Raw genomic sequence first — 18203 nt, 5'->3', positions numbered from 1 at the left:
TTGCGCAGAGAGCGCATAATGTATTTATTATTACTTTTTTATAATAAGCAATGAGGTGTTTAGAGGTGTCATTGGGTAAGGTTATGGTATTATTCATAGGGCTCATCGTGCTCGCCGTCCCCGCGGCGGGCTGGAGCACATCGTACTCCTGGTCCGGCCCGGGCTATTCGAGCCCGTTCGGCATGCCGGGCGGTCTCAACAGCCCTTATAGCATGTTCGGCTCGCCGTTCGGCAGCTCTTTTGGGTATGGTAGCTCTTCTGGATATAGCAGTCCCTTCGGATATGGCAGCATGTTCGGCGGCAGCCCGTTCTCGGACTATAGCTACGATACGACTCCGGCGAAGGCGTCTAACTCTCTCTTTAGCGGCGACATGTTCTCGGGCCCGGGCGACACGTTCGGAGGCAGCATATTCAAGCAAAAGCAGTACGGCACGCCCCCTACTGACGCGATCAAGGCTACCCTCGTCGGCTCTAACCTCACGTACAAGGGCGGCTACATGGGCATCCCGCTCACGTATACGCTCGACGCGAGCGACATCGGCGACATCGCCGGGACGCAGTATAACGGCGAGGACGCCTGGAAGGTGCGCGTGGGCCAGGCGGGCATCTACTGGGACGTCATCCTGGACTCGACGGGCACGAAGATACTCGACGTGAGCCAGGTTTAGCGCTAAAAACGTATTCTTTTTTCAGGCAATAGTTGCACGATCATGACATAACCTTCATATGCTTTCATTTCGAGTTGTTATTGATCGGTGGCTTATATGGCGAGAAGCGTTATCAAGTTACTATTAATCTTCCTGATCGCGGGGATTTTCATCGTGATGCCGGCATTGGCCTTTATGCCGTCCGAGCGGGGGGCGAGCTACCCGCATACCGTCTACCTGGACCGGGGCATCAAGGGCTCCGTCAGCGGCAAAGTGGTCTCGTCCCTCGACCAGGCGCAGGGCGTGGAAGGGGCCTACGTCGCGGTCGTCGATGTCCAGTCCCCGGGCCGTGAATACGCCAATACGACGACGGACTCGAGCGGCAATTTTAACATCGGCGGCCTGGGCGCCACATACAGCTCCAACCGGCATACCGGGGCGGACGGAAGCGCCGGGACCCTCGAGCAAAGCATGAACATGTTCATGCTGTACGTGAACAAGAGCGACCTCGGCGAGGGCTACTCGAGCACGTTCGGCATCGACGCGAACCATACGAGCACCATCATGGGCAATATCGTCTTATACGCCGGCTCGCAGGGCAGCGAGGGGCCCACGGCCACGCCGGAGCCTACCGCTCAGCCCAAGCCCACGGTCGTCGTTCCCACGGTCTATGTCCCGACGCCTGAGCCTTCGACGGTAACGCCCGAGCCGGCCGGCCTGGCCGGGCAGATCCCCGTTACCCTGATAGTGGTCGTGGCCCTGCTGGCCATACTGGCAATAGCCGCAGTCGTCGTATACTTCCGGTTCCTGAGAAAAGGACTAATGAGACGGCTGAAGAAAAAATAGGCCGGGCTGGCAAAACAAGCCGCATCAGGAGCTTCAGTTAACCATAAGAATATCTTATTTTTTTATTTATTCGTTAAGTAAAAGCTATATGCGATTAATTTTATTTTATTAACGTAATGAGTTATAATTCCATCCGGTCGAAGGTCGCCCTTTTATTTGTTCCGTTAATTATCATACCCTTGCTAGTCGCAGGGGTCATCGGCGCGTTATACTTCCAGGACGTGTTAAAGCATAGCATCTGGGATAATAACATGGGCCAGGCGGAGACCATATCGGAGCTTACTGCCAGCTATGTGAACCTGAGCGAGAACTATCTCACGAGTATCGCCGACAGGCCTCTGGTCATAAGGGCCGTCGAAGAAAGAAACTGGTCCTTTTTAAACGAGACGACCCGGTATATAGCCGAACAGAGCGTTGCTTTCGATTCGGCCTTTACCACGGACAGCTCCGGCAGGGTAATGTCATATGATACGATTTATACAAATTATACAAATTTTACCTACCCCGACATCATCGGGAGGAGCTTTTTAGATCGGCCATATGTCGGCCCTGTCCTCAACACGTCCCGTCCCATTGCCATCGCGACAGGCAACGATATCGATGGCTCATCGACGATCTACGTCGGCGCGCCCATACGAGGCCCGAATGATACGACCATAGGCACGGTCGTGGGCATTTACGATATGAAAAACTTTACGAATTCTGTCATAGGAACGGCGGCAAGAAACGGCCCGTACGTGTATTTGGTCAACGGGTCCGGGAACATTATCGTCCATAGCAATCCGGGCTTCATGAGCAGCATGTCCGATTTTAGCCGGGTCCCCGCCGTACGGGATGTAATGGAGGGCAAAAAGGGCGTTGCAGAGCAGTACAATCCCATCGAGAAGGATGACCGTCTTGTCGCTTATTATCCCGTTAATAGCACAGGGTGGGGTGTCGTTGTCGCCGTGCCGAGCGCCGCCGCATATCAGCCGGTGACGAACACGCTCTGGGCGATCTCTGCCGTTACTCTTGCGCTGGCCGCCATATCGCTGGCGCTCGCATACGCGTTCAGCAAGAGCATCACCGACCCCATCCTGGGGCTGTATAATGCGGCGAGGGCCATAACCAACAGCCGTGATTACCGCCAGTACCTCCCGATGAAGCGGAAGGACGAGATCGGCCAGGTGGCCGTGTGCATGGATAATATGGCCACGCGCATCGCGGAAGACCGGGAAAAGCTCGTGGGTGAGAAAAACCGTGCGGAGCTATACCTGGACATCATGGGCCACGACATCAACAACCTCAACCAGGTGACGATCGGTAACCTGGAGCTCATAAGCGAGGACCCGAACCTGACGGCGGAGCAGAAGGAGTCCATCGCCGATGCCCTGGGCTCCGCATCGAGCAGCGCGGGCATCATCGACAACGTCCGCAGGATCCAGGCGATCAACGAGCGGCAGGAGGCGTTCCAGCCGGAGGACATCAACGACATGATAATAGAGTGTATCCGGGACGCTCCGAATCCTGCAGATAAGAAGGTGACGATCACCTACGCGCCGAAAAAAGGCCTGATCATCGAGGGCCCGGCGCTCATGAAAGAGGTGTTCTGCAACCTCGTCGGCAACGCGATCAAGCACTCCGGGGGCGACGTGACGGTCGACATCGTCGTCCAGGGCGTTGAAAGAGCGGGCAAAAAATTCTATGATGTTTCCGTCGCCGACAACGGCCCGGGGATCCCCGACGGGATTAAGGCCAGGCTATTTAACCGTTTCCAGAGGGGAGAAACGAAGGCCCACGGCCGGGGCCTGGGCCTGTTCATCGCCCGGAGCCTGGCGGAGAGCATCGGTGGAGATATCAGAGTCGAGGACCGCGTGCCGGGCGACTCTTCGAAGGGGGCCAGGTTTGTCGTGTCGCTGCCGGTGAGGGAGGAGGAAAAATGAAAGAATGTAGTGAAAGATGTAACGTGGGGCTGGCCATTGTCGAGGACGAGAGGGAACTCGTCAAGGTCTATCTGAAGGTCTTTAGCCGGAGGAGCATCGTCATCTGCTTCGTCGCCTACGACGGCCCTGAGGCGATAAAAAAGTACATCGAATGCACGCCGAAGCCCCACGTCCTCATCATGGACTACCGCCTTCCGCTGATGAATGGCATCGAGGTCGCAAAAAAAATATTGAAAGTGGACCCTGAAGCGAAGATCGTCTTCCTGAGCGCCGACGCAGGCGTGAAGGACGAGGCCATGGCTGCCGGAGCGTTCGAATTCTTAAAGAAGCCCGTGAGCATCAGGCTGATCGTCGACGCCGTAGAGCGGGGGTTCGGCTGTACCTAGAAGCAGGCAGGCTCGTTCGGGTCTCTGGCCGGGTTGTCCGGGCACCCCGGACATCCAGGGCAGCCCAGGTTATAATCCCCGACGACTGCCGTGCTGACGCAATGTGCCATCGCGCAGGCCGGGGCCGGCGCCAGGATCAGCATGACCGCCAGCAATATGATCGCCGTTTTCATGCACATGCCCGTTTTATTTTTTCTCGGACTCTTCGCCCTTCTTTATGAGCTCTTTGACCTTCTGGCCGCCCTTGTGGCCGATCTGCGAGTAGAATTCGGGCCCCTTCTCTTCCTTGACCTCCTCTCCGCCCTTACGGCCTATCTCCCGGTAGAACTCGCGGCCGTGGGTCTTGGCGGTCCGCTCCCCTCCCTTGTGGCCCGCCTCCTCGACGGTAATTTCGCCTTTCTTCTCCTTCTTTTCTGCCATTTTATACACCCTGGAACGCATTTGTCCACGATATGATAACGATGAGTGCTTCGATTGACATCGGACCCGGGATCACTTGCGATAAAATCGAGATAGCGGCGCAAAATGCCGGTAACGTCTAAAAGTAAAAAACCGTCAGAGGCTATTCCCTTTCGGGATTGCCTGGAGATTTTACAGGAAAAGCCTGTCGGAGGCGGGCATTTCGTGTTTTCCACGGATTAATAATATATTAAGGATATTAACCAATTCATTATAATACAAGGCATCAGTATGGTAGCTATTGGTATCTCAGACGATAAGTCGGGCACCTTAAGGCGTTTTAAGCTTATCGGAAGGGCGGGAGTACATCGCCAGCATCCTGCCGGCATCGCCTTCATGGATCACGATATGCCGTCCAGGAATGTATTCGTGGCCACAGAGGCCCTTAAGGGGCGCGGGCTCTGGCGGAGCCCCGGAGGGCACTGACATGGTGGCAAGGTCCATTAAACCCCGTGCATTTAAGCCGGCCCTGGACATGCTTCAAATGTCCCTTCTGATGCCGGCCATCTTTATCGAGCGGGACGATCTCTTAACCATGGAAACGCCGAACGCGCGGCAGATGCTTAGCGGGCTTCAGGGCGGCTCCTGCGCCGACTGCATCTTCTGGTACCAGTGTCGCCAGGGCAAGGTCGATTGCCGCGTCATGGAAAAAGCGCCGCAAAACTAAAAACGAAAAATGCCGTCAACCCATTAATTGCAGCGCCTGCTCGGGAACGTGGCAGAATACGTGTACTGCTGAAGTAAATGACCGTCCCCGTAAACGTTCTTCCATACAGTTACGCCATCGTGGAAGCGGAGTAAATGCGTAAAAGACTAGACATTTATATAATTACAATATAATTATATATTTAGGGTGATGGATTTGTATACCGAGCAGGTAAAAGACATTAGCGTTGATGACCTGAAAAAACGCATGAAGTCCGGCAAGGGCATCTTCATTCTGGACGTGAGGGAACTGAGCGCGTATTTTAAGGGGCACATACCGGGGGCGTGTGACCTATTCGACGGCGAGATATCCAATCTCAAGCCCGAGTCCATGGATAAGGACGCGAACTTCGTGGTCTATGGCCCCGGGCAGGCGCGAGCGTCCCCCAACCCCGCGGACCGGCTGGCCGGGGACGCCGTCGACAGGCTCAGGAAGCTGGGGTTCAGGAACGTGATGGAGCTGCGAGGCGGATTCGAGGCCTGGGCCAACGCGGGAAACCGGGTCGACAATTCGGCGCCTGGCAGCATCAAGCCGGCCGACATGCCTCTGCTGGCGGACATGTTATCCGGCCAGAGGGACGTTTCACAGGGGTGAGCCCTGGCGGGCGCCTCAGACAACAGGGGCGCTTTCTCTTTATTTTAATAAAGCGTAAAAAGTGATAATCTCTGGCCTTATCGATTAACCCTAAAAGAAAGTGGGACAACCCGGATTTGAACCGGGGTTCATGCGTCCCAAACGCACGAGGATGGACCAGGCTACCCCATTGTCCCGTATCGCGAGATTCTTTGTATGGCTTGAATGATATATATGTTGCGGTTTTCCTGCGCCCTTCACTAAAGGTATTTATCGAATGGCCGAATAAAGGGACGAAGGAGCAATATGGGATTCCTCGACGGTATCAAGGCGGCTTTAGGCGGCCAGGCCGGCGCGCAGGACGACGCCAGGTCGTGCGAGCGCTGCAAGAATTCGACTCACTGTAAAAGAAGGGCAACGGGCAATGGCGATGCCTGCGAAAATTACGATGAAATGCCCTGATGGCGCCCTTTTCTAAAGATATTTATCACATGGCCGGCATAAGCTGGAGCTGATGAGCGCCGTGCTTCCGCGAGACTTTTATGGCCGCGACACCCTCGAGGTCGCGAAAGAGCTTTTGGGCAAGGTCCTGGTCCGGGAGACGCCGGCCGGCCGCATGTCCGTGCGGATCGTGGAGACCGAAGCCTACTGCGGCCCCCACGATAAGGCCTGCCATGCCAGCAGGGGCATGACCGGCCGTAACCGGGTCATGTTCGGGGAGCCCGGCCACGCATACGTGTATTTTATCTACGGCATGTACTACTGCCTGAACGCGGTCACGGAGCGGGACGGCTATCCCGCGGCCGTGCTCGTCCGGGCAGGCGAGCCGCTGGAGGGCCTCGATGCCATGCGGGCTTTGAGGAAGAAGGCGAAGAAGATCGGGGACCTGGCCTCGGGCCCGGGAAGGCTGTGCATGGCACTGGGCATCGACCGGGCGCTCAACGGTGCCGACCTCTGTAAAAGGGGGCCGCTCTACGTGGAAGATGGCGACGGCGAAGGATTCGACATAGTCAGCTGCAAGCGTGTCGGCGTGGACTATGCCGGCGAATATAAAGACAAGCCCTGGCGGTTTTACGTCAAAGGAAGCCCGTTCGTATCCGTAATGGCCACCAGGTAAGATTAACTGTATATTCGCCATCTTAAATATATTATAAGATTAGTTTACACCAGGCCGCACCAATTTACTTTTTATAAAAGAATTGCTGTGTCGAATATGCCTTTTTAAGTCTTGGAGTGCCCTCCGTGCCCTTAAAAAGCTTATAATACGGGAGAAATTCAACACAGCATAAAAGAATAGATAGGTATGTGGATCAATGCCCGTACAGGTGAGGGTTCAGCCTCGGGATGAGCGCCATGAACACGCTCTGCTCCGTCAGCCGCATGCGGGTCAGCATGCCCCGTGAAAGGAATCCTATGGCGCCCTCCTTTTCACCCAGGTTCTCGATGCCCGACACGGCGCTCATCACGTCCCCGACCTCCTTGCCCGAAATCACCTCATCTAAAACAATAGACGGGTACTGGAACCCGCTGCCGCAGCCCAACGTCACCCACGAGCCGTCGTAGATGGCGCAGTACTGGAGGTCGATCATCATGTCCCCCACCTCGAACAGGCCCGCCTCGATGCCCACGCCATAGTCGAACTTCTCCAGGGCGAAGGCGTTCTTCGCCCGGTTGACGGCACCGGCCACCGTCTCTTCGCCGAAAGGCTGCGCCGGGACGCCGGACCTGGCGGCCACGCCCTCCACGTCCACGATGCCGTACAGCCTCGAGAATACGTTCTCCACGGCCTTCACCTTCACAGGGTTCCGGGAGCCCACCGCGATCTTCATTTCCGCCTCCGCAGCAGGTTGCCGTGCACGTCGATCTCCCCGCTGGCGACCCTCGTCGCGGATATCGGCCGGCCGTCCTCCGCCAGGATGCACTCGACCCGGTATATCTCGATGGGCTTTTTCCCCATCTCTTTTCTTTTTTGGTTGATCTTCAGGGCCATGGGATAAGTTTCTGCCGAGACGACGATGTAGTCGTAGTCCTCGAACAAGGTAGGCCCGTATGGGTCGTCGATCCGGAAGATGCGCGGCTCCACGCCGATCTCCTGACGGATCCAGTCGCTCAGCGCCTCGGTGCGTTCTTTATACGACTTCACCGGCCGCACCCGGCCCTTATGGGCCATCTCGTCGGAGGTGACGCCGATGTCCACGTTCCTGCTCAGCTCGTACGCCTTGCGGAGCAGCGCCTTATGGCCGTCGTGAAGGGGCTGGAACGTCCCGCCGATGGCCACCCTCACTTCGAGGCCTCCATATAGCGGCGGGCAAGCTTCACGTACTCCTCGCAGTTGTCCTCCATGTACTTCATCTGCTCCGGCGTCAGCTGTTTTATAATTTTTCCTGGCACTCCGACCACCATGGAGCCGTCCGGTATGACGTCCCCCTCCTTCACTACGGCGCCGGCGCCGATTATGCAATGCTCGCCGACCTGAGCCTTACTCAGTATTATGGCGCCCATGCCGACCATGGAGTATTTGCCGATGGTGCAGCCGTGGACGATCGCCCCGTGGCCGACGGTGACGCCCTCGCCGATGAGGACGTCCTCGCCCCGGTCCGAGTGCACCACGGCGCCATCCTGGATGTTGGCGTTCTTAGAAACAGTGATGGAGGCTTCGTCGCCCCGAAGGACGGCGCCGTACCAGACGCTGGACCCCGCCTCCAGGCGCACGTTGCCGGCCACGACCGCAGTCTCTGCGACGAAGGCGGCAGGGTCGATGGAAGGTGCGGAGAAGTGCTGGATGATCATGTCTTTCAGATATTTCACTTCGGACGGTAAAAAGGTATGGTTAGAGCTATTGGATGATATCATGAAGGTAATGCCTATACCGGCACATGGCACTATTTTTCACAACTAAGGCCCGTATTTATTGTTTAACCGTTTGTTATCATTGGCTAATTATGTCACAAGATAATCATATATCCATAAATCGTATAAGAGCCCTTTATTATTTTTTTCTCTTTCAAAACTTATATATACTAACGGTTAGTACATACTAGCAATAGGTATATAGAAGTATATCATATGGCACGGTAAACGGCATTATCGTGGGCCGTGTTTCCCATGATAAAGAGAGGCGAAAACCGGTACCATCGTGTGCTATATAGATAACCTATAAATTCTCAGGAAAGACATAGGGTAAGAAAAAATCGTGGGGTAAACGGCTTTATCTCAGGAGTTGTGTCGCAAAATGGATTCTGTGGTATCGATGAAGGGCGTGCGTAAAAGCTACCACATGGGCAGCGAAGACCTGCTCGTGCTCAAGGACATTGATCTCGACATCAAAAAAGGCGAGTTCATCAGCATCATGGGCCCTTCGGGGAGCGGCAAGAGCACGCTCATGAACCTCATCGGCCTGCTGGACCGGCCGGACAGCGGCAGGCTCATCATAAACAACAAGGACAGCGGCAGGCTCAACGACGTGGAGCTGTCCCACCTCCGGGGCAAGGAGATCGGCTTCATTTTCCAGACGTTCAACCTCGTGTCCAGGCTCAGCGCCCTTAAGAACGTGGAGCTGCCGATGATCTTCCAGGAGCAGTCGAAATCGTACCGGGCCGGCGTTGCGAAGAAATACCTGGGGGAGGTCGGCCTGGCCGACCGCATGGCCCACCGCCCCAACGAGCTCTCCGGGGGCCAGAGGCAGCGCGTCGCCATCGCCAGGTCCCTGGTCAACGATCCCTCGATACTGCTGGCCGACGAGCCCACCGGGAACCTGGACGCGAAGACGGGCGACGAGATCATGAAGCTCTTCGTGGAATTAAACCGGAACGGCCGGACCATCGTCATGGTCACCCACAACCCCGACGTCGCCGGGTTCAGCCAGCGCATCATCCGCCTCAGGGATGGCATGATCGTAGGAGAGGAAACGAAATAGGCTAACGTTCATTCATCTGGAGATATGTGTATGAAGCTTTCAACTAAACTGGCGTGCGTCATCGCGATGCTCGCCATCGTCCTGATCGCCGCCGTGCCGGCTGGCGCCGACACAGGCAAACCGTCCGTTACGGTCGGCGATGTCACGGTCTCTCCCTCGGTCTTTATGCCCGGGGATACCGGCACGATCACGATCAAGATCACTAACCCTATCAATACCCTGGCCGGCGAGACGACTTCGGATAGCAATACTTACAATTACGGGACCGGTACTTCCGGGCAGGTCAGCATCGGTCACACGCAGACGACCACGACCACCAGCACTAACACGCCCGACGGCGCGGTGTACCTGAAAGAGGTCTCGCTCGTGGCGGACGCGCCCATACACGTCACCTCTGCGCAGCAGTTCCTGGACGGGGGGAGGCTGGGCATGGGCAACTCGATGCCCTTTACCTTCACCATCCAGGTCGACAATAATATCCCGGACGGCATGTACCCCATGACGCTGAAGATCCGCACGGACGACAGCGGCATCTACCTGAACTACCCGATAAGCCTGCAGGTCAGCGGCATCTCGCTTAAGGCCGTCATCAACGACGCGCCCGCGTCCTTCTCCACCGCGAAGAAGAGCGTCGTACTCGATATCACGAACCTCCGGCCCAACGGCGTCACTGGCGTCAGCGTCGTGCCCTCGGGCGACGACTTCACGTTCAAGCCCCAGCAGGAGTACGTCGTGGGCAGCATCGGCGCGGGGGAGCTGTACACCGTCCAGTTCGACGTCACCGCGAAGAACGCCTCTTTCAAGGGCAACCCCTCGTTCAAGGTCGTCTACATGAACGGCCAGAACTGGCACGAGACCTCGCCAATAACGATATACTCGGACCATTCGGCGGCCGCAGCCGCCCCGGCGAACGCGGGAGATAACTCGCTGCTATACCTGGGCCTCGTCGTCGTCGTCGCCATCCTGGCGCTGGCGGGCATCTTCATGTACATGCGCGGCAAGCGGGCAAAGCGCTAGAGGTCATCCCTTGAAACTGCCGGACGTCCTGGAGTACGCATTCTCGGACTACACGAGCAACAAGTTCAAGACCATGATGTCCTCGCTGGGCATCATCATCGGCGTGATGGCAATCGTGGTCATGCTTACCCTGGGAGACGGCCTCTACTCCGGCGTCAGCAAGCAGTTCGGGAGCCTGGAGCTGGACACGCTGGTCGTGCTCCCCATGGGCATCGACATGCAGACCGGCACCCTATCCCAGAAGGCTCCTGCCAAGCTCACGGACCGGGACGTCAGCCTCGTCCTGAGCACACCCGGCGTCGTCGAGGTCTACCCCGAGATCTCACTGAGCGGCACCACCGTCACGTACAAGGGCGAGAACCGGACCATGAGCGTGAGCGGCATCGCCCCCCAGTATTTTTCCGGCCGCTACTCCGGGCAGGTGGATAAAGGCCGGTACCTCTCGCCTTCGGACAAATATTCGGTCGTCCTGGGCAGCAAGGCTGCCAACGGCACCTTCGGCAGGGAAATACGGACGGGCTCGTATATCACCATCACCAACGCCTATAATGGCCGGTCCCAGGAGTACGTGGTCGTCGGCGTGATGAAGGAGCGGAACGCGTCCATCCTCGTCGGGGACCCGAACAGCGTCATTTACATGACGAAGGCCGGCCTCAAGGCGCTCTCCGACCAGGACACGTACTCCTACATCGGCGTCCGGGCCGACTCGGTCGAGGACGCCGACGCCGTTGCGACGAGCGTCCAGGATTCACTGAACCGCATCCACCGGAACGAGGGCTTCTCGGTCCTGACCCAGAAGATGTTCGCAGACCTCATCACCCAGGTGTTCGCCATGATCAAGTACACGCTGGCGGGCATCGGCGCCATATCGCTGGTCGTCGGGGGGATAGGCATCATGAACGTGATGACGCTCACCGTGAAGGAAAGGACGAAGGAGATCGGCCTCATGAAGGCGGTGGGCGCCACCACCATGGACGTGCGCAAGGTCTTCATAGCCGAATCGGCCATTCTAGGCTTCTTCAGCGGCATCGGCGGCGTGCTCCTGGCCGCCCTGATAGCGGCCGTCGTGGGCTACTACGCGAAGCTCCCAATGCCCGTCTCTGCGGTGAACGCCGTCGCCGGCATCCTCTTCGGGCTGGTCGTGACGGTCGTGTTCGGCGTGTACCCCGCTAACCAGGCGGCGAGGCTCGACCCCATCGAGGCCCTCAGGACGGAATGACCATGAGGCTCACTGACGTCGTCGAATACGCTCTCTCGGACTTCGCCAATAACAAGTTCAAGACCATGATGTCCTCGCTGGGCATCATCATCGGCGTGATGGCAATCGTGGTGATGCTTACCCTGGGAGACGGCCTCTACTCCGGCGTCAGCAAGCAGTTCGGCGACCTGGACCTGGACCAGATGATGGTCATTCCCGCCACGCTCCATAACCAGGGCGGAATGGGCATCAGCTATACAGTATCGCAGTCCCAGGAGAAGCCCCCGGCCAAGTTCACCGACCGCGACGTGAGCCTGTTGATGGGCACCTCCGGCGTGGTCGAGGTCACCCCCCGCGTCAGCGGCACCGGCACCATCACGTACAGCGGCGAGAACCGGAGCCTGTCGATCCAGGGCGTCCGACCTGCCAGCGAGACCCGGCTGGCCGGACAGATCGACAAGGGCCGCTTCCTCTCGCAGACCGACATCTACTCGGTCGTCATCGGGAGCAAGGTGGCCAACGGCACCTTCCCCAAGCTCCTCAAGACGGGCACCCCCATCACCATCACGAACCCCATGGATGGCCGATCGCACGTCTACACGGTCGTCGGTATCCTGGAGGAGAGCAACGGCTCCATCATCTCCGGAGACCCGAACACGAACATCTACATGACCATGGAAGGCGCAAGGGCCATTTCCAATGCGGACAGCTACAGCATGATCTACGTGCGGGCCTCCTCCTCGTCGGAGGCCCAGGCGACGGCGGACAACGTGGAGGAGTCCCTGAACCGTCTCCACCGCAACGAGGGCTTTTCCGTGGTGACGATCAAATCCTTCTCGGACGCGATCAACTCCATCTTCGACTACATCAAGTATATCCTGGGCGGCATCGCGGCGATCTCTTTAGTCGTCGGCGGCATAGGCATCCTCAACGTCATGATGCTTACCGTGAAGGAAAGGACGAAGGAGATCGGCCTCATGAAGGCCGTTGGCGCCACGACGGGCAACGTCCGCCTACTATTTTTAGCCGAGTCCTCGATGCTCGGCATCGTGAGCGGCCTCATAGGCCTCGGCCTCGCCGCCATCATCTCCTACGTCATCGGCGTCGGGGCGGGCATGCCCATGCCCATCGCCCTCAACAACGTGCTCATCGGCCTGTGCTTCGGGTTCGTCACGACGACCATCGCGGGAGTCTATCCCGCCAACCAGGCGGCGAGGCTCGACCCCATCGAAGCGCTGCGCACGGAATAAAGCCGCTCTAAGCCTGATAAGCGGCTCGAAGACTTTTTCAGCCTCTAAGTGGCTCTAAGCTGGCTCTAAGTTCTCTAAGACTAATTAAAAATCGTTGGTGCGGCCTGGTGTAAGCTCCATGCCGCCTGGTGTAAACCTGGTGTGGTTGAAACCATCTGCTTACAAGCGGCACCAAGTTTACACCAGGCCGCACGGAATTTTTATTTAATCACCAGGCGGCACCAAGTTTACACCAAGCCGCACCAACTTATTTTAAATTATATTTAATAATGCCTTCGTGTCGCTTCAGGCAAGCTTTGAGTAACATCGTGGCTGAAATAATCTAAAAGCAACTTATTTTTTTTAGAGGGATTTATCAAACCGATGCAACCATATGAAAAAGACAACGTTGCCCAGTTTTTTAACATAAGGAAAGTATACATAGCATAGCGCGGCACATCTTCTTAATATTACTTTCAGCCCGCATGCGATAACGTTCTATATACACCCGAATAGTAATTAAAGTAATTATAAAAGTAGCCTGAGAGGTTTACAAAATGGCAGAAAGAATGACCATCGAAGATCTACCTGGCGTGGGGCCTGCTACCGCCGACAAGCTCAAAGAGGCAGGATATACATCCATAGAGGCGATAGCTGTCGCATCGCCGAGCGAGTTAGCCGCTGCAGCGGAGGTGGGGGAGAACACCGCCTCCAAGATCGTCGCGGCCGCGAAGAAATGCTCCAACATCGGAGGATTTGAGACCGGGGACACGGTCTTCGAGCGCCGCAAGCAGGTGGGCAAGCTCAAGAGCGGGTCCAACGCTCTGGACGAGCTCCTGGGCGGGGGCGTCGAGACGCAGTCGATCACGGAGTTCTACGGCGAGTTCGGGTCGGGCAAGACCCAGGTGGCGCACCAGCTCGCGGTCAACGTGCAGCTCCCCCCTGAAGAGGGAGGCTTAGGCGGCTCCGTCATAATGATCGACACCGAGAACACGTTCAGGCCCGAGCGTATCGCCCAGATGGTTAAAGGGCTCAAGGGAGGCGAAGACCTGGACCCCGAGGAGTTCCTGAAGAATATCCACGTGGCTCGCGCCTATAACTCGAACCACCAGATACTGCTCGTGGAGAGCGCCTCCGAGCTTGCCGAAAAGATGAGGGACTCGGACCGGCCCGTCAAGCTCATCATCGTGGACTCGCTGACGGCCCACTTCCGGAGCGAGTACGTGGGCAGGGGCACGCTGGCCGACCGGCAGCAGAAGCTGAACAAGCACATGCACGACCTGATGCGGTTCGGCGACATCAACAACGCCGCCATCGTGGTCACCAACCAGGTGCAGGCGAAGCCCGACGCGTTTTTTGGGGATCCGACGCGGCCCATCGGCGGCCACATCGTGGGCCACACGGCCACGTTCCGTCTCTACCTACGCAAGTCGAAGGGCGAAAAGAGGATCGCCAGGCTCGTGGACTCACCGAACCTGCCGGAAGGCGAGGCCATCTTCAGCGTGACTACCGAGGGACTGAGGGACTAAGGTCCCTCCCCAATTTTATTTAATTTTGCTGTGTTGAATGTGCACTTTTAAGTCTCGGAGTGTCCTCCGTGCTCTTAAAAAGCTTAAAATACGGGAGTAATTCAACACAGCATATAACATAAAATTTTTATCGCAATACGACCATGGGAGAGTAGCATGGACAAGCTCGAGCAGGAAGAGACCGCGGCGACCGTATTTTCATACCTCATCCGGGGGCTGTCGAACGGAAACCGCGAGGCAGTAAAGGCCGAGATCATGGAGAAGCTGAAGCCGATCAAGGAGCTCTATGGCCTATCCGACGAGGCCTACCCGCTCTTCGTGGAGGAGTGCATCGCCCATAAAAAATTCCTGAAGGTGCAGGACGCCATGGAGGCGTTCGGGAAGTCCCTCGAATCGGGCAAAGTGTCCTCGAAGGGCGAGAGGGCCATGATGCAGTGGGTCCTGGGCGTCCAGAACCAGGTCCGCACCTACGGCAACATCAAGACCAAGCGCCGCTGACTATCGACCAGAAAATTATTGTGGTCGTCCGCCCAACTACTTTTTATCGAGTTGCAATTAAGGAGCGCCATGAAGGTCTTCGGCATCAGCGGAAGCCCCCGCCAGGGCGGCACGGACTACGCGGTCAACTACGGCTTAAACTACCTGAAGGATAATGGCTGTGAGACACGGTACTTTTCCGCGAGAGGCAAGGATATCAAGTTCTGCATTCACTGTGACTACTGCATAAAAAATAAAAAGGGCTGCGTGCACAAGGACGCTCTCCTCGAATTCTATGATGGCATGATCTGGGCCGACGGCATCATCATGGGTACGCCGTGCTACCAGGGCACCCTGTCCGGCCAGACGAAGACGATGATGGACAGGTGCCGGGCCATACTGGCTAAAGACCCTCTGATATTGAAAGGCAAGGTCGGCATGGGGCTTGCCGTAGGCGGCGACCGCAGCGGAGGCCAGGAGCTCGCCCTTACCACGATAAATAATTTTTACATCCTCAACGAGATGATCCCGGCGGGCGGCGGCTCGTTCGGGGCGAACCTCGGGGCGTCACTCTGGTCTCACGATAAGGGGAGCGATGGCGTGGCCGCCGACGAGGACGGGCTCCGCACGCTGCGGAAGACGCTGAAGCGGTTTTACGATATGATGGCAAGGACAAGGAAGGTGGCATGATGGTACGCATCGCCTGGGGCATCACCGGCTGCGGCGACAAGATCGAGGAGATCGCCGTGCTCATGGTTGAGTTGAAGAAGAAGCATAATCTGACCGTGGATATCTATACGTCGAAGAGCGCCAGATTGGTGTTAAAATGGTACAAGCTGTGGGGCATGCTGGAGGACGAGTTCTACGACCTCCGGGTCGAGGTGGACTCGAACTCCCCGTTCCTGGTGGGCAAGCTCCAGACCGGCCACTACGACATGTTCCTTGTGGCGCCCGTCACAGCGAACACGGCGGCCAAGATCGCCTACGGCATCGGCGACACGCTCCTGTCGAACGCCGTGGCCCAGGCCGCGAAGGCCCGCGTACCCATCTCTCTTTACCCGCCCGACAATAAGCCCGGCGAGCTCGAGACCATCCTGCCCGGCGGCAAGAAGATGAAGCTCTATATAAGAGACGTCGACGTGGAGAACGTCAATAAAATAAGAAAGATGCAGAGCATCACGGTGCTTGATAACGTCCGGGATATTCGCGGAGCGATCGAGGGCCTCGTAGAGCGGGAAAAAGCAGCTCAAAAGTGATCATATGGTAGAGAAGCCGGTCTATTGCTCTCATTGCCGCCACGTCTTAGAGTACGATACGCGTACGGCAAAGGCCGACCGGTTCCAGTACATCCTCGCATGCCCCAAATGTGGAAAAGGGAACCGGCGCCTGAAATCGGAATACGGGATCCTGCTGGAATCAGCCGGAGTTTTCCTGGGCATTTTTCTGGCCTCATACTTTCTACTCCACGAGTCGCTCAATCCGTCGATATTAACGGCTTTGGTCGTAGGGATACTATTGGGCATAACACGGTACTATACCAGGGTCCTCCGCCCGGCCAGGGCAGGCAATGGCGGGGCATAGGCGCACATCTATATTCGGCACTATTTTATTTTCGTAATCCAACATAGTTATAGATGTTCGAGAATATCCTTTACGCGACCGACTTCTCAGAATCGCCCTTCATGCTCCCCTGCGTCGGTATCATCGGGAAGACTAAAAAGATCCACTTACTGCATGTCATCGATGAGCAGAACCATATCGATCCTGCCCTGTTCGAGCCCCGGATGCATGAGGCCCGGGACTTCCTTGACGAAGAATTAAACATCGAGCGGAATAGGGGCATCTCCACGGACGTGCACCTCCTGCCCGGCGTCGCCGGGAGGGAGATCTGCAGCATCGCGGAAAAGCTCGACGCCTCGCTCATCGTGGTCAACTACCACAAGCCCGGAGGGCCGGCGGGCAGCGCCACCATGGAGCTCATCCGCAACTGCCGCCGCGACCTGCTGGTCATGACCCTGCTTTCCTCGAAGGCAGTGGACCAGTCAAAAATGGCCATGGAGGCATACTGTACGAACCTGTTCCGCCGCGTGCTCTGCCCGGTGACGGGCGACCCCGCGGCCAAGCTAGAGGCGCTGCGCTCCCTGACGGAAGAGGCTAGCATCGGCAGCGTGACCTTCCTGTGCTTTTCGGATAATGTGGACCCGATCTCACTGGCCGATAGCTTGAATGGCATAGGGCTAAAGGGGGGCGTCATCATGGCAGAGGGCACCCCGAGGAAAGAGATCGTCGCGGCCGCAGAGAAGACCGACGCCTCCATCATCATGCTCGATGCGGGGGCGGAGATGGGTATGGCTCTGTCTATCGTGGCGGACTCTGAGTTCCCTGCGCTCGTACTTAAGCATCCCTGATGCTCAAACACCCCTGACCATCACGTATATCTGTCTTCATGACGGATAATCACCGGAGGCTTTCTATTACTCGCATAAAGGCTGTCGTGGCCGACATCGACGGCACCCTCACCGACATGCAGCGGCACATCAGCACCGACGCCATCGCCGCCATCCGCTCGCTCCCGATCCCCGTCGTCCTGTCCTCGGGCAACGTCATCTGTTTTATGCGTGCGGCCAGCAAGCTCATCGGCGCCAGCGAGGCAATGATAGGCGAGACCGGGGGGGTCATCCAGGTGGGCTACGATTCTAAGCCCGTCATACTCGCGGACATCGAGCAGTGCCGCCAGGCCGCGACCGTCCTCCAGCAGCATTTTCCCGGCATGGAGCAGCTTGACGCGCGATACCGTCTCTCAGAGCTGGCTTTCAGGCGCACCGTCGACGTGGATAAAGCCCGGGAGATACTGGATAAAGCGTTCCCGGAGCTGGAGATCATCGATACGCGGTTCGCCCTGCACTTAAAGCATAAGAGCGTGAACAAGGGGACCGGCCTCGTCGAGGTCTCGCGCATGATGGGCCTGAAGCCCGATGAGTTCGCGGCAATGGGGGATTCGGCGAACGACATCCACATGTTCAACGCAGCCGGCATGGGCCTCGCCGTAGGCAATGCCACGCCCGAAATAAGAGAAGCCGCCGACTACGTGGCTCAAAAGCCTTACGGCGAAGGGGCCGCCGAGGCGCTAAACTGGCTCGCCCGCCGCCTGTGAACGACCACGGCGGCACGGAGGCACCACGGAGGGCACGGCTTATTATTCACCACGGCGACACGGCGAACACGGCGCTTTTTTATGATCGGCACGGCGACACCACGGCGACACGGTTTCCTGATAATATTATTAAGCAGGGGGTCT

General features: G+C 57.3%; 25 protein-coding genes and 1 tRNA gene. 20 read left to right on the top strand and 6 right to left on the bottom strand.

Features of this window, described 5'->3' with window-relative positions; all coding sequences use genetic code 11:
• The first annotated feature begins 83 nt into the window (after nucleotides 1-83).
• From VMC84_RS07770 to VMC84_RS07755, 4 genes are all read left to right on the top strand, one after another.
• Nucleotides 84-668 (top strand): hypothetical protein, encoded by a 585-nt coding sequence (locus VMC84_RS07770; RefSeq protein ID WP_325379411.1) that lies wholly within the window; start codon nucleotides 84-86, stop codon nucleotides 666-668.
• A gap of 96 nt (nucleotides 669-764) precedes the next feature.
• Nucleotides 765-1493, top strand: a complete 729-nt coding sequence (locus tag VMC84_RS07765) for a carboxypeptidase-like regulatory domain-containing protein (protein ID WP_325379410.1) — start codon at nucleotides 765-767, stop codon at nucleotides 1491-1493.
• Between the two features lie 116 nt (nucleotides 1494-1609).
• Nucleotides 1610-3415: a sensor histidine kinase gene (locus VMC84_RS07760; RefSeq protein WP_325379409.1), complete on the top strand. Its 1806-nt coding sequence runs from the start codon at nucleotides 1610-1612 to the stop codon at nucleotides 3413-3415.
• Nucleotides 3412-3801 carry a response regulator transcription factor gene (locus tag VMC84_RS07755; protein ID WP_325379408.1) on the top strand — a complete coding sequence of 130 codons (390 nt, stop codon included), beginning with the start codon at nucleotides 3412-3414 and terminating at the stop codon, nucleotides 3799-3801. Before VMC84_RS07760 ends, VMC84_RS07755 begins: the two co-directional genes overlap by 4 nt.
• On the opposite strand, the gene VMC84_RS07750 is transcribed toward VMC84_RS07755, so the two are convergent.
• Both VMC84_RS07750 and VMC84_RS07745 read right to left on the bottom strand, forming a co-directional pair.
• Entirely contained in the window at nucleotides 3798-3980 is a 183-nt protein-coding gene (locus VMC84_RS07750; protein ID WP_325379407.1) for a hypothetical protein, read from the bottom strand. The two genes, VMC84_RS07755 and VMC84_RS07750, sit on opposite strands and share 4 nt — an antisense overlap.
• A 7-nt stretch (nucleotides 3981-3987) precedes the next feature.
• The gene (locus VMC84_RS07745) at nucleotides 3988-4221 is read right to left on the bottom strand and encodes a KGG domain-containing protein (RefSeq protein ID WP_325379406.1); all 234 of its coding nucleotides are present in this window, start codon (nucleotides 4219-4221) and stop codon (nucleotides 3988-3990) included.
• Between the two features lie 270 nt (nucleotides 4222-4491).
• Here VMC84_RS07745 and VMC84_RS07740 point away from each other — a divergent pair, with 270 nt between their 5' ends.
• From VMC84_RS07740 to VMC84_RS07730, 3 genes are all read left to right on the top strand, one after another.
• Nucleotides 4492-4686, top strand: coding sequence for a hypothetical protein (locus tag VMC84_RS07740; protein WP_325379405.1), 195 nt, complete (start codon nucleotides 4492-4494; stop codon nucleotides 4684-4686).
• A 1-nt stretch (nucleotide 4687) separates the two neighbouring features.
• Nucleotides 4688-4927, top strand: a complete 240-nt coding sequence (locus VMC84_RS07735; protein ID WP_325379404.1) for a hypothetical protein — start codon at nucleotides 4688-4690, stop codon at nucleotides 4925-4927.
• A gap of 189 nt (nucleotides 4928-5116) precedes the next feature.
• On the top strand, nucleotides 5117-5560 hold the full coding sequence (locus VMC84_RS07730; protein WP_325379403.1) for a rhodanese-like domain-containing protein: 444 nt from the start codon (nucleotides 5117-5119) through the stop codon (nucleotides 5558-5560).
• Nucleotides 5561-5661: 101 nt separating this feature from the next.
• Here VMC84_RS07730 and VMC84_RS07725 read toward each other — a convergent pair.
• Nucleotides 5662-5736, bottom strand: a tRNA-Pro gene (locus VMC84_RS07725).
• Between the two features lie 109 nt (nucleotides 5737-5845).
• On the opposite strand from VMC84_RS07725, the gene VMC84_RS07720 reads away from it, so the two are divergent.
• Nucleotides 5846-6001, top strand: coding sequence for a hypothetical protein (locus VMC84_RS07720; RefSeq protein WP_325379402.1), 156 nt, complete (start codon nucleotides 5846-5848; stop codon nucleotides 5999-6001).
• Nucleotides 6002-6053: 52 nt separating this feature from the next.
• On the top strand, nucleotides 6054-6656 hold the full coding sequence (locus VMC84_RS07715; RefSeq protein ID WP_325379401.1) for a DNA-3-methyladenine glycosylase: 603 nt from the start codon (nucleotides 6054-6056) through the stop codon (nucleotides 6654-6656).
• Nucleotides 6657-6849: 193 nt separating this feature from the next.
• On the opposite strand, the gene yjjX is transcribed toward VMC84_RS07715, so the two are convergent.
• The 3 genes from yjjX to VMC84_RS07700 are packed head-to-tail and all read right to left on the bottom strand — an operon-like array spanning nucleotide 6850 to nucleotide 8329.
• On the bottom strand, nucleotides 6850-7368 hold the full coding sequence (yjjX, locus tag VMC84_RS07710; RefSeq protein ID WP_325379400.1) for an inosine/xanthosine triphosphatase: 519 nt from the start codon (nucleotides 7366-7368) through the stop codon (nucleotides 6850-6852).
• On the bottom strand, nucleotides 7365-7823 hold the full coding sequence (locus tag VMC84_RS07705; protein WP_325379399.1) for a phosphopantetheine adenylyltransferase: 459 nt from the start codon (nucleotides 7821-7823) through the stop codon (nucleotides 7365-7367). The genes yjjX and VMC84_RS07705 overlap by 4 nt, the downstream gene beginning before the upstream one ends.
• On the bottom strand, nucleotides 7820-8329 hold the full coding sequence (locus VMC84_RS07700; protein WP_325379398.1) for a gamma carbonic anhydrase family protein: 510 nt from the start codon (nucleotides 8327-8329) through the stop codon (nucleotides 7820-7822). The genes VMC84_RS07705 and VMC84_RS07700 overlap by 4 nt, the downstream gene beginning before the upstream one ends.
• A 442-nt stretch (nucleotides 8330-8771) precedes the next feature.
• Between VMC84_RS07700 and VMC84_RS07695 the strand changes: the two genes are divergently transcribed.
• The 11 genes from VMC84_RS07695 (at nucleotide 8772) to VMC84_RS07645 (ending at nucleotide 18059) form a co-directional block, all read left to right on the top strand.
• On the top strand, nucleotides 8772-9455 hold the full coding sequence (locus tag VMC84_RS07695) for an ABC transporter ATP-binding protein (RefSeq protein ID WP_325379397.1): 684 nt from the start codon (nucleotides 8772-8774) through the stop codon (nucleotides 9453-9455).
• 30 nt (nucleotides 9456-9485) lie between these two features.
• On the top strand, nucleotides 9486-10472 hold the full coding sequence (locus VMC84_RS07690) for a hypothetical protein (RefSeq protein ID WP_325379396.1): 987 nt from the start codon (nucleotides 9486-9488) through the stop codon (nucleotides 10470-10472).
• A 10-nt stretch (nucleotides 10473-10482) separates the two neighbouring features.
• Entirely contained in the window at nucleotides 10483-11691 is a 1209-nt protein-coding gene (locus tag VMC84_RS07685; RefSeq protein ID WP_325379395.1) for an ABC transporter permease, read from the top strand.
• A gap of 2 nt (nucleotides 11692-11693) precedes the next feature.
• Nucleotides 11694-12920 carry an ABC transporter permease gene (locus VMC84_RS07680; protein WP_325379394.1) on the top strand — a complete coding sequence of 409 codons (1227 nt, stop codon included), beginning with the start codon at nucleotides 11694-11696 and terminating at the stop codon, nucleotides 12918-12920.
• Nucleotides 12921-13456: 536 nt separating this feature from the next.
• The gene (gene radA / locus VMC84_RS07675; protein ID WP_325379393.1) at nucleotides 13457-14428 is read left to right on the top strand and encodes a DNA repair and recombination protein RadA; all 972 of its coding nucleotides are present in this window, start codon (nucleotides 13457-13459) and stop codon (nucleotides 14426-14428) included.
• A 156-nt stretch (nucleotides 14429-14584) separates the two neighbouring features.
• Nucleotides 14585-14926, top strand: a complete 342-nt coding sequence (locus VMC84_RS07670) for a hypothetical protein (RefSeq protein WP_325379392.1) — start codon at nucleotides 14585-14587, stop codon at nucleotides 14924-14926.
• A gap of 69 nt (nucleotides 14927-14995) precedes the next feature.
• Complete coding sequence (locus VMC84_RS07665; protein WP_325379391.1) at nucleotides 14996-15595, top strand: flavodoxin family protein; 600 nt, start codon at nucleotides 14996-14998, stop codon at nucleotides 15593-15595.
• Nucleotides 15595-16161 carry an archaeoflavoprotein AfpA gene (afpA, locus tag VMC84_RS07660; RefSeq protein WP_349256759.1) on the top strand — a complete coding sequence of 189 codons (567 nt, stop codon included), beginning with the start codon at nucleotides 15595-15597 and terminating at the stop codon, nucleotides 16159-16161. The genes VMC84_RS07665 and afpA overlap by 1 nt, the downstream gene beginning before the upstream one ends.
• A 4-nt stretch (nucleotides 16162-16165) precedes the next feature.
• The gene (locus VMC84_RS07655) at nucleotides 16166-16486 is read left to right on the top strand and encodes a hypothetical protein (RefSeq protein ID WP_325379389.1); all 321 of its coding nucleotides are present in this window, start codon (nucleotides 16166-16168) and stop codon (nucleotides 16484-16486) included.
• 53 nt (nucleotides 16487-16539) lie between these two features.
• Entirely contained in the window at nucleotides 16540-17313 is a 774-nt protein-coding gene (locus VMC84_RS07650) for a universal stress protein (RefSeq protein WP_325379388.1), read from the top strand.
• A gap of 38 nt (nucleotides 17314-17351) precedes the next feature.
• Nucleotides 17352-18059 carry a phosphoglycolate phosphatase gene (locus tag VMC84_RS07645; protein ID WP_325379387.1) on the top strand — a complete coding sequence of 236 codons (708 nt, stop codon included), beginning with the start codon at nucleotides 17352-17354 and terminating at the stop codon, nucleotides 18057-18059.
• The last annotated feature ends 144 nt before the right edge of the window (nucleotides 18060-18203 follow it).

Origin of the sequence: Methanocella sp. (genome assembly GCF_035506375.1) — an archaeon.
Lineage (GTDB): Archaea > Halobacteriota > Methanocellia > Methanocellales > Methanocellaceae > Methanocella.
Note: the sequence above shows the minus strand (reverse complement) of the source record. Positions and strands in the feature narration are given on the sequence as shown.

What these genes read in the sequence shown, in the direction of transcription:
- VMC84_RS07770 (WP_325379411.1), top strand. Translation starts at nt 84, where the DNA reads ATGGTATTATTCATAGGGCTCATCGTGCTCGCCGTCCCCGCGGCGGGC.
- VMC84_RS07765 (WP_325379410.1), top strand. Translation starts at nt 765, where the DNA reads ATGGCGAGAAGCGTTATCAAGTTACTATTAATCTTCCTGATCGCGGGG.
- VMC84_RS07760 (WP_325379409.1), top strand. Translation starts at nt 1,610, where the DNA reads ATGAGTTATAATTCCATCCGGTCGAAGGTCGCCCTTTTATTTGTTCCG.
- VMC84_RS07755 (WP_325379408.1), top strand. Translation starts at nt 3,412, where the DNA reads ATGAAAGAATGTAGTGAAAGATGTAACGTGGGGCTGGCCATTGTCGAG.
- VMC84_RS07750 (WP_325379407.1), bottom strand. Translation starts at nt 3,980, where the DNA reads ATGTGCATGAAAACGGCGATCATATTGCTGGCGGTCATGCTGATCCTG.
- VMC84_RS07745 (WP_325379406.1), bottom strand. Translation starts at nt 4,221, where the DNA reads ATGGCAGAAAAGAAGGAGAAGAAAGGCGAAATTACCGTCGAGGAGGCG.
- VMC84_RS07740 (WP_325379405.1), top strand. Translation starts at nt 4,492, where the DNA reads ATGGTAGCTATTGGTATCTCAGACGATAAGTCGGGCACCTTAAGGCGT.
- VMC84_RS07735 (WP_325379404.1), top strand. Translation starts at nt 4,688, where the DNA reads ATGGTGGCAAGGTCCATTAAACCCCGTGCATTTAAGCCGGCCCTGGAC.
- VMC84_RS07730 (WP_325379403.1), top strand. Translation starts at nt 5,117, where the DNA reads ATGGATTTGTATACCGAGCAGGTAAAAGACATTAGCGTTGATGACCTG.
- VMC84_RS07720 (WP_325379402.1), top strand. Translation starts at nt 5,846, where the DNA reads ATGGGATTCCTCGACGGTATCAAGGCGGCTTTAGGCGGCCAGGCCGGC.
- VMC84_RS07715 (WP_325379401.1), top strand. Translation starts at nt 6,054, where the DNA reads ATGAGCGCCGTGCTTCCGCGAGACTTTTATGGCCGCGACACCCTCGAG.
- yjjX (WP_325379400.1), bottom strand. Translation starts at nt 7,368, where the DNA reads ATGAAGATCGCGGTGGGCTCCCGGAACCCTGTGAAGGTGAAGGCCGTG.
- VMC84_RS07700 (WP_325379398.1), bottom strand. Translation starts at nt 8,329, where the DNA reads ATGATCATCCAGCACTTCTCCGCACCTTCCATCGACCCTGCCGCCTTC.
- VMC84_RS07695 (WP_325379397.1), top strand. Translation starts at nt 8,772, where the DNA reads ATGGATTCTGTGGTATCGATGAAGGGCGTGCGTAAAAGCTACCACATG.
- VMC84_RS07690 (WP_325379396.1), top strand. Translation starts at nt 9,486, where the DNA reads ATGAAGCTTTCAACTAAACTGGCGTGCGTCATCGCGATGCTCGCCATC.
- VMC84_RS07680 (WP_325379394.1), top strand. Translation starts at nt 11,694, where the DNA reads ATGAGGCTCACTGACGTCGTCGAATACGCTCTCTCGGACTTCGCCAAT.
- radA (WP_325379393.1), top strand. Translation starts at nt 13,457, where the DNA reads ATGGCAGAAAGAATGACCATCGAAGATCTACCTGGCGTGGGGCCTGCT.
- VMC84_RS07670 (WP_325379392.1), top strand. Translation starts at nt 14,585, where the DNA reads ATGGACAAGCTCGAGCAGGAAGAGACCGCGGCGACCGTATTTTCATAC.
- VMC84_RS07665 (WP_325379391.1), top strand. Translation starts at nt 14,996, where the DNA reads ATGAAGGTCTTCGGCATCAGCGGAAGCCCCCGCCAGGGCGGCACGGAC.
- afpA (WP_349256759.1), top strand. Translation starts at nt 15,595, where the DNA reads ATGGTACGCATCGCCTGGGGCATCACCGGCTGCGGCGACAAGATCGAG.
- VMC84_RS07655 (WP_325379389.1), top strand. Translation starts at nt 16,166, where the DNA reads ATGGTAGAGAAGCCGGTCTATTGCTCTCATTGCCGCCACGTCTTAGAG.
- VMC84_RS07650 (WP_325379388.1), top strand. Translation starts at nt 16,540, where the DNA reads ATGTTCGAGAATATCCTTTACGCGACCGACTTCTCAGAATCGCCCTTC.
- VMC84_RS07645 (WP_325379387.1), top strand. Translation starts at nt 17,352, where the DNA reads ATGACGGATAATCACCGGAGGCTTTCTATTACTCGCATAAAGGCTGTC.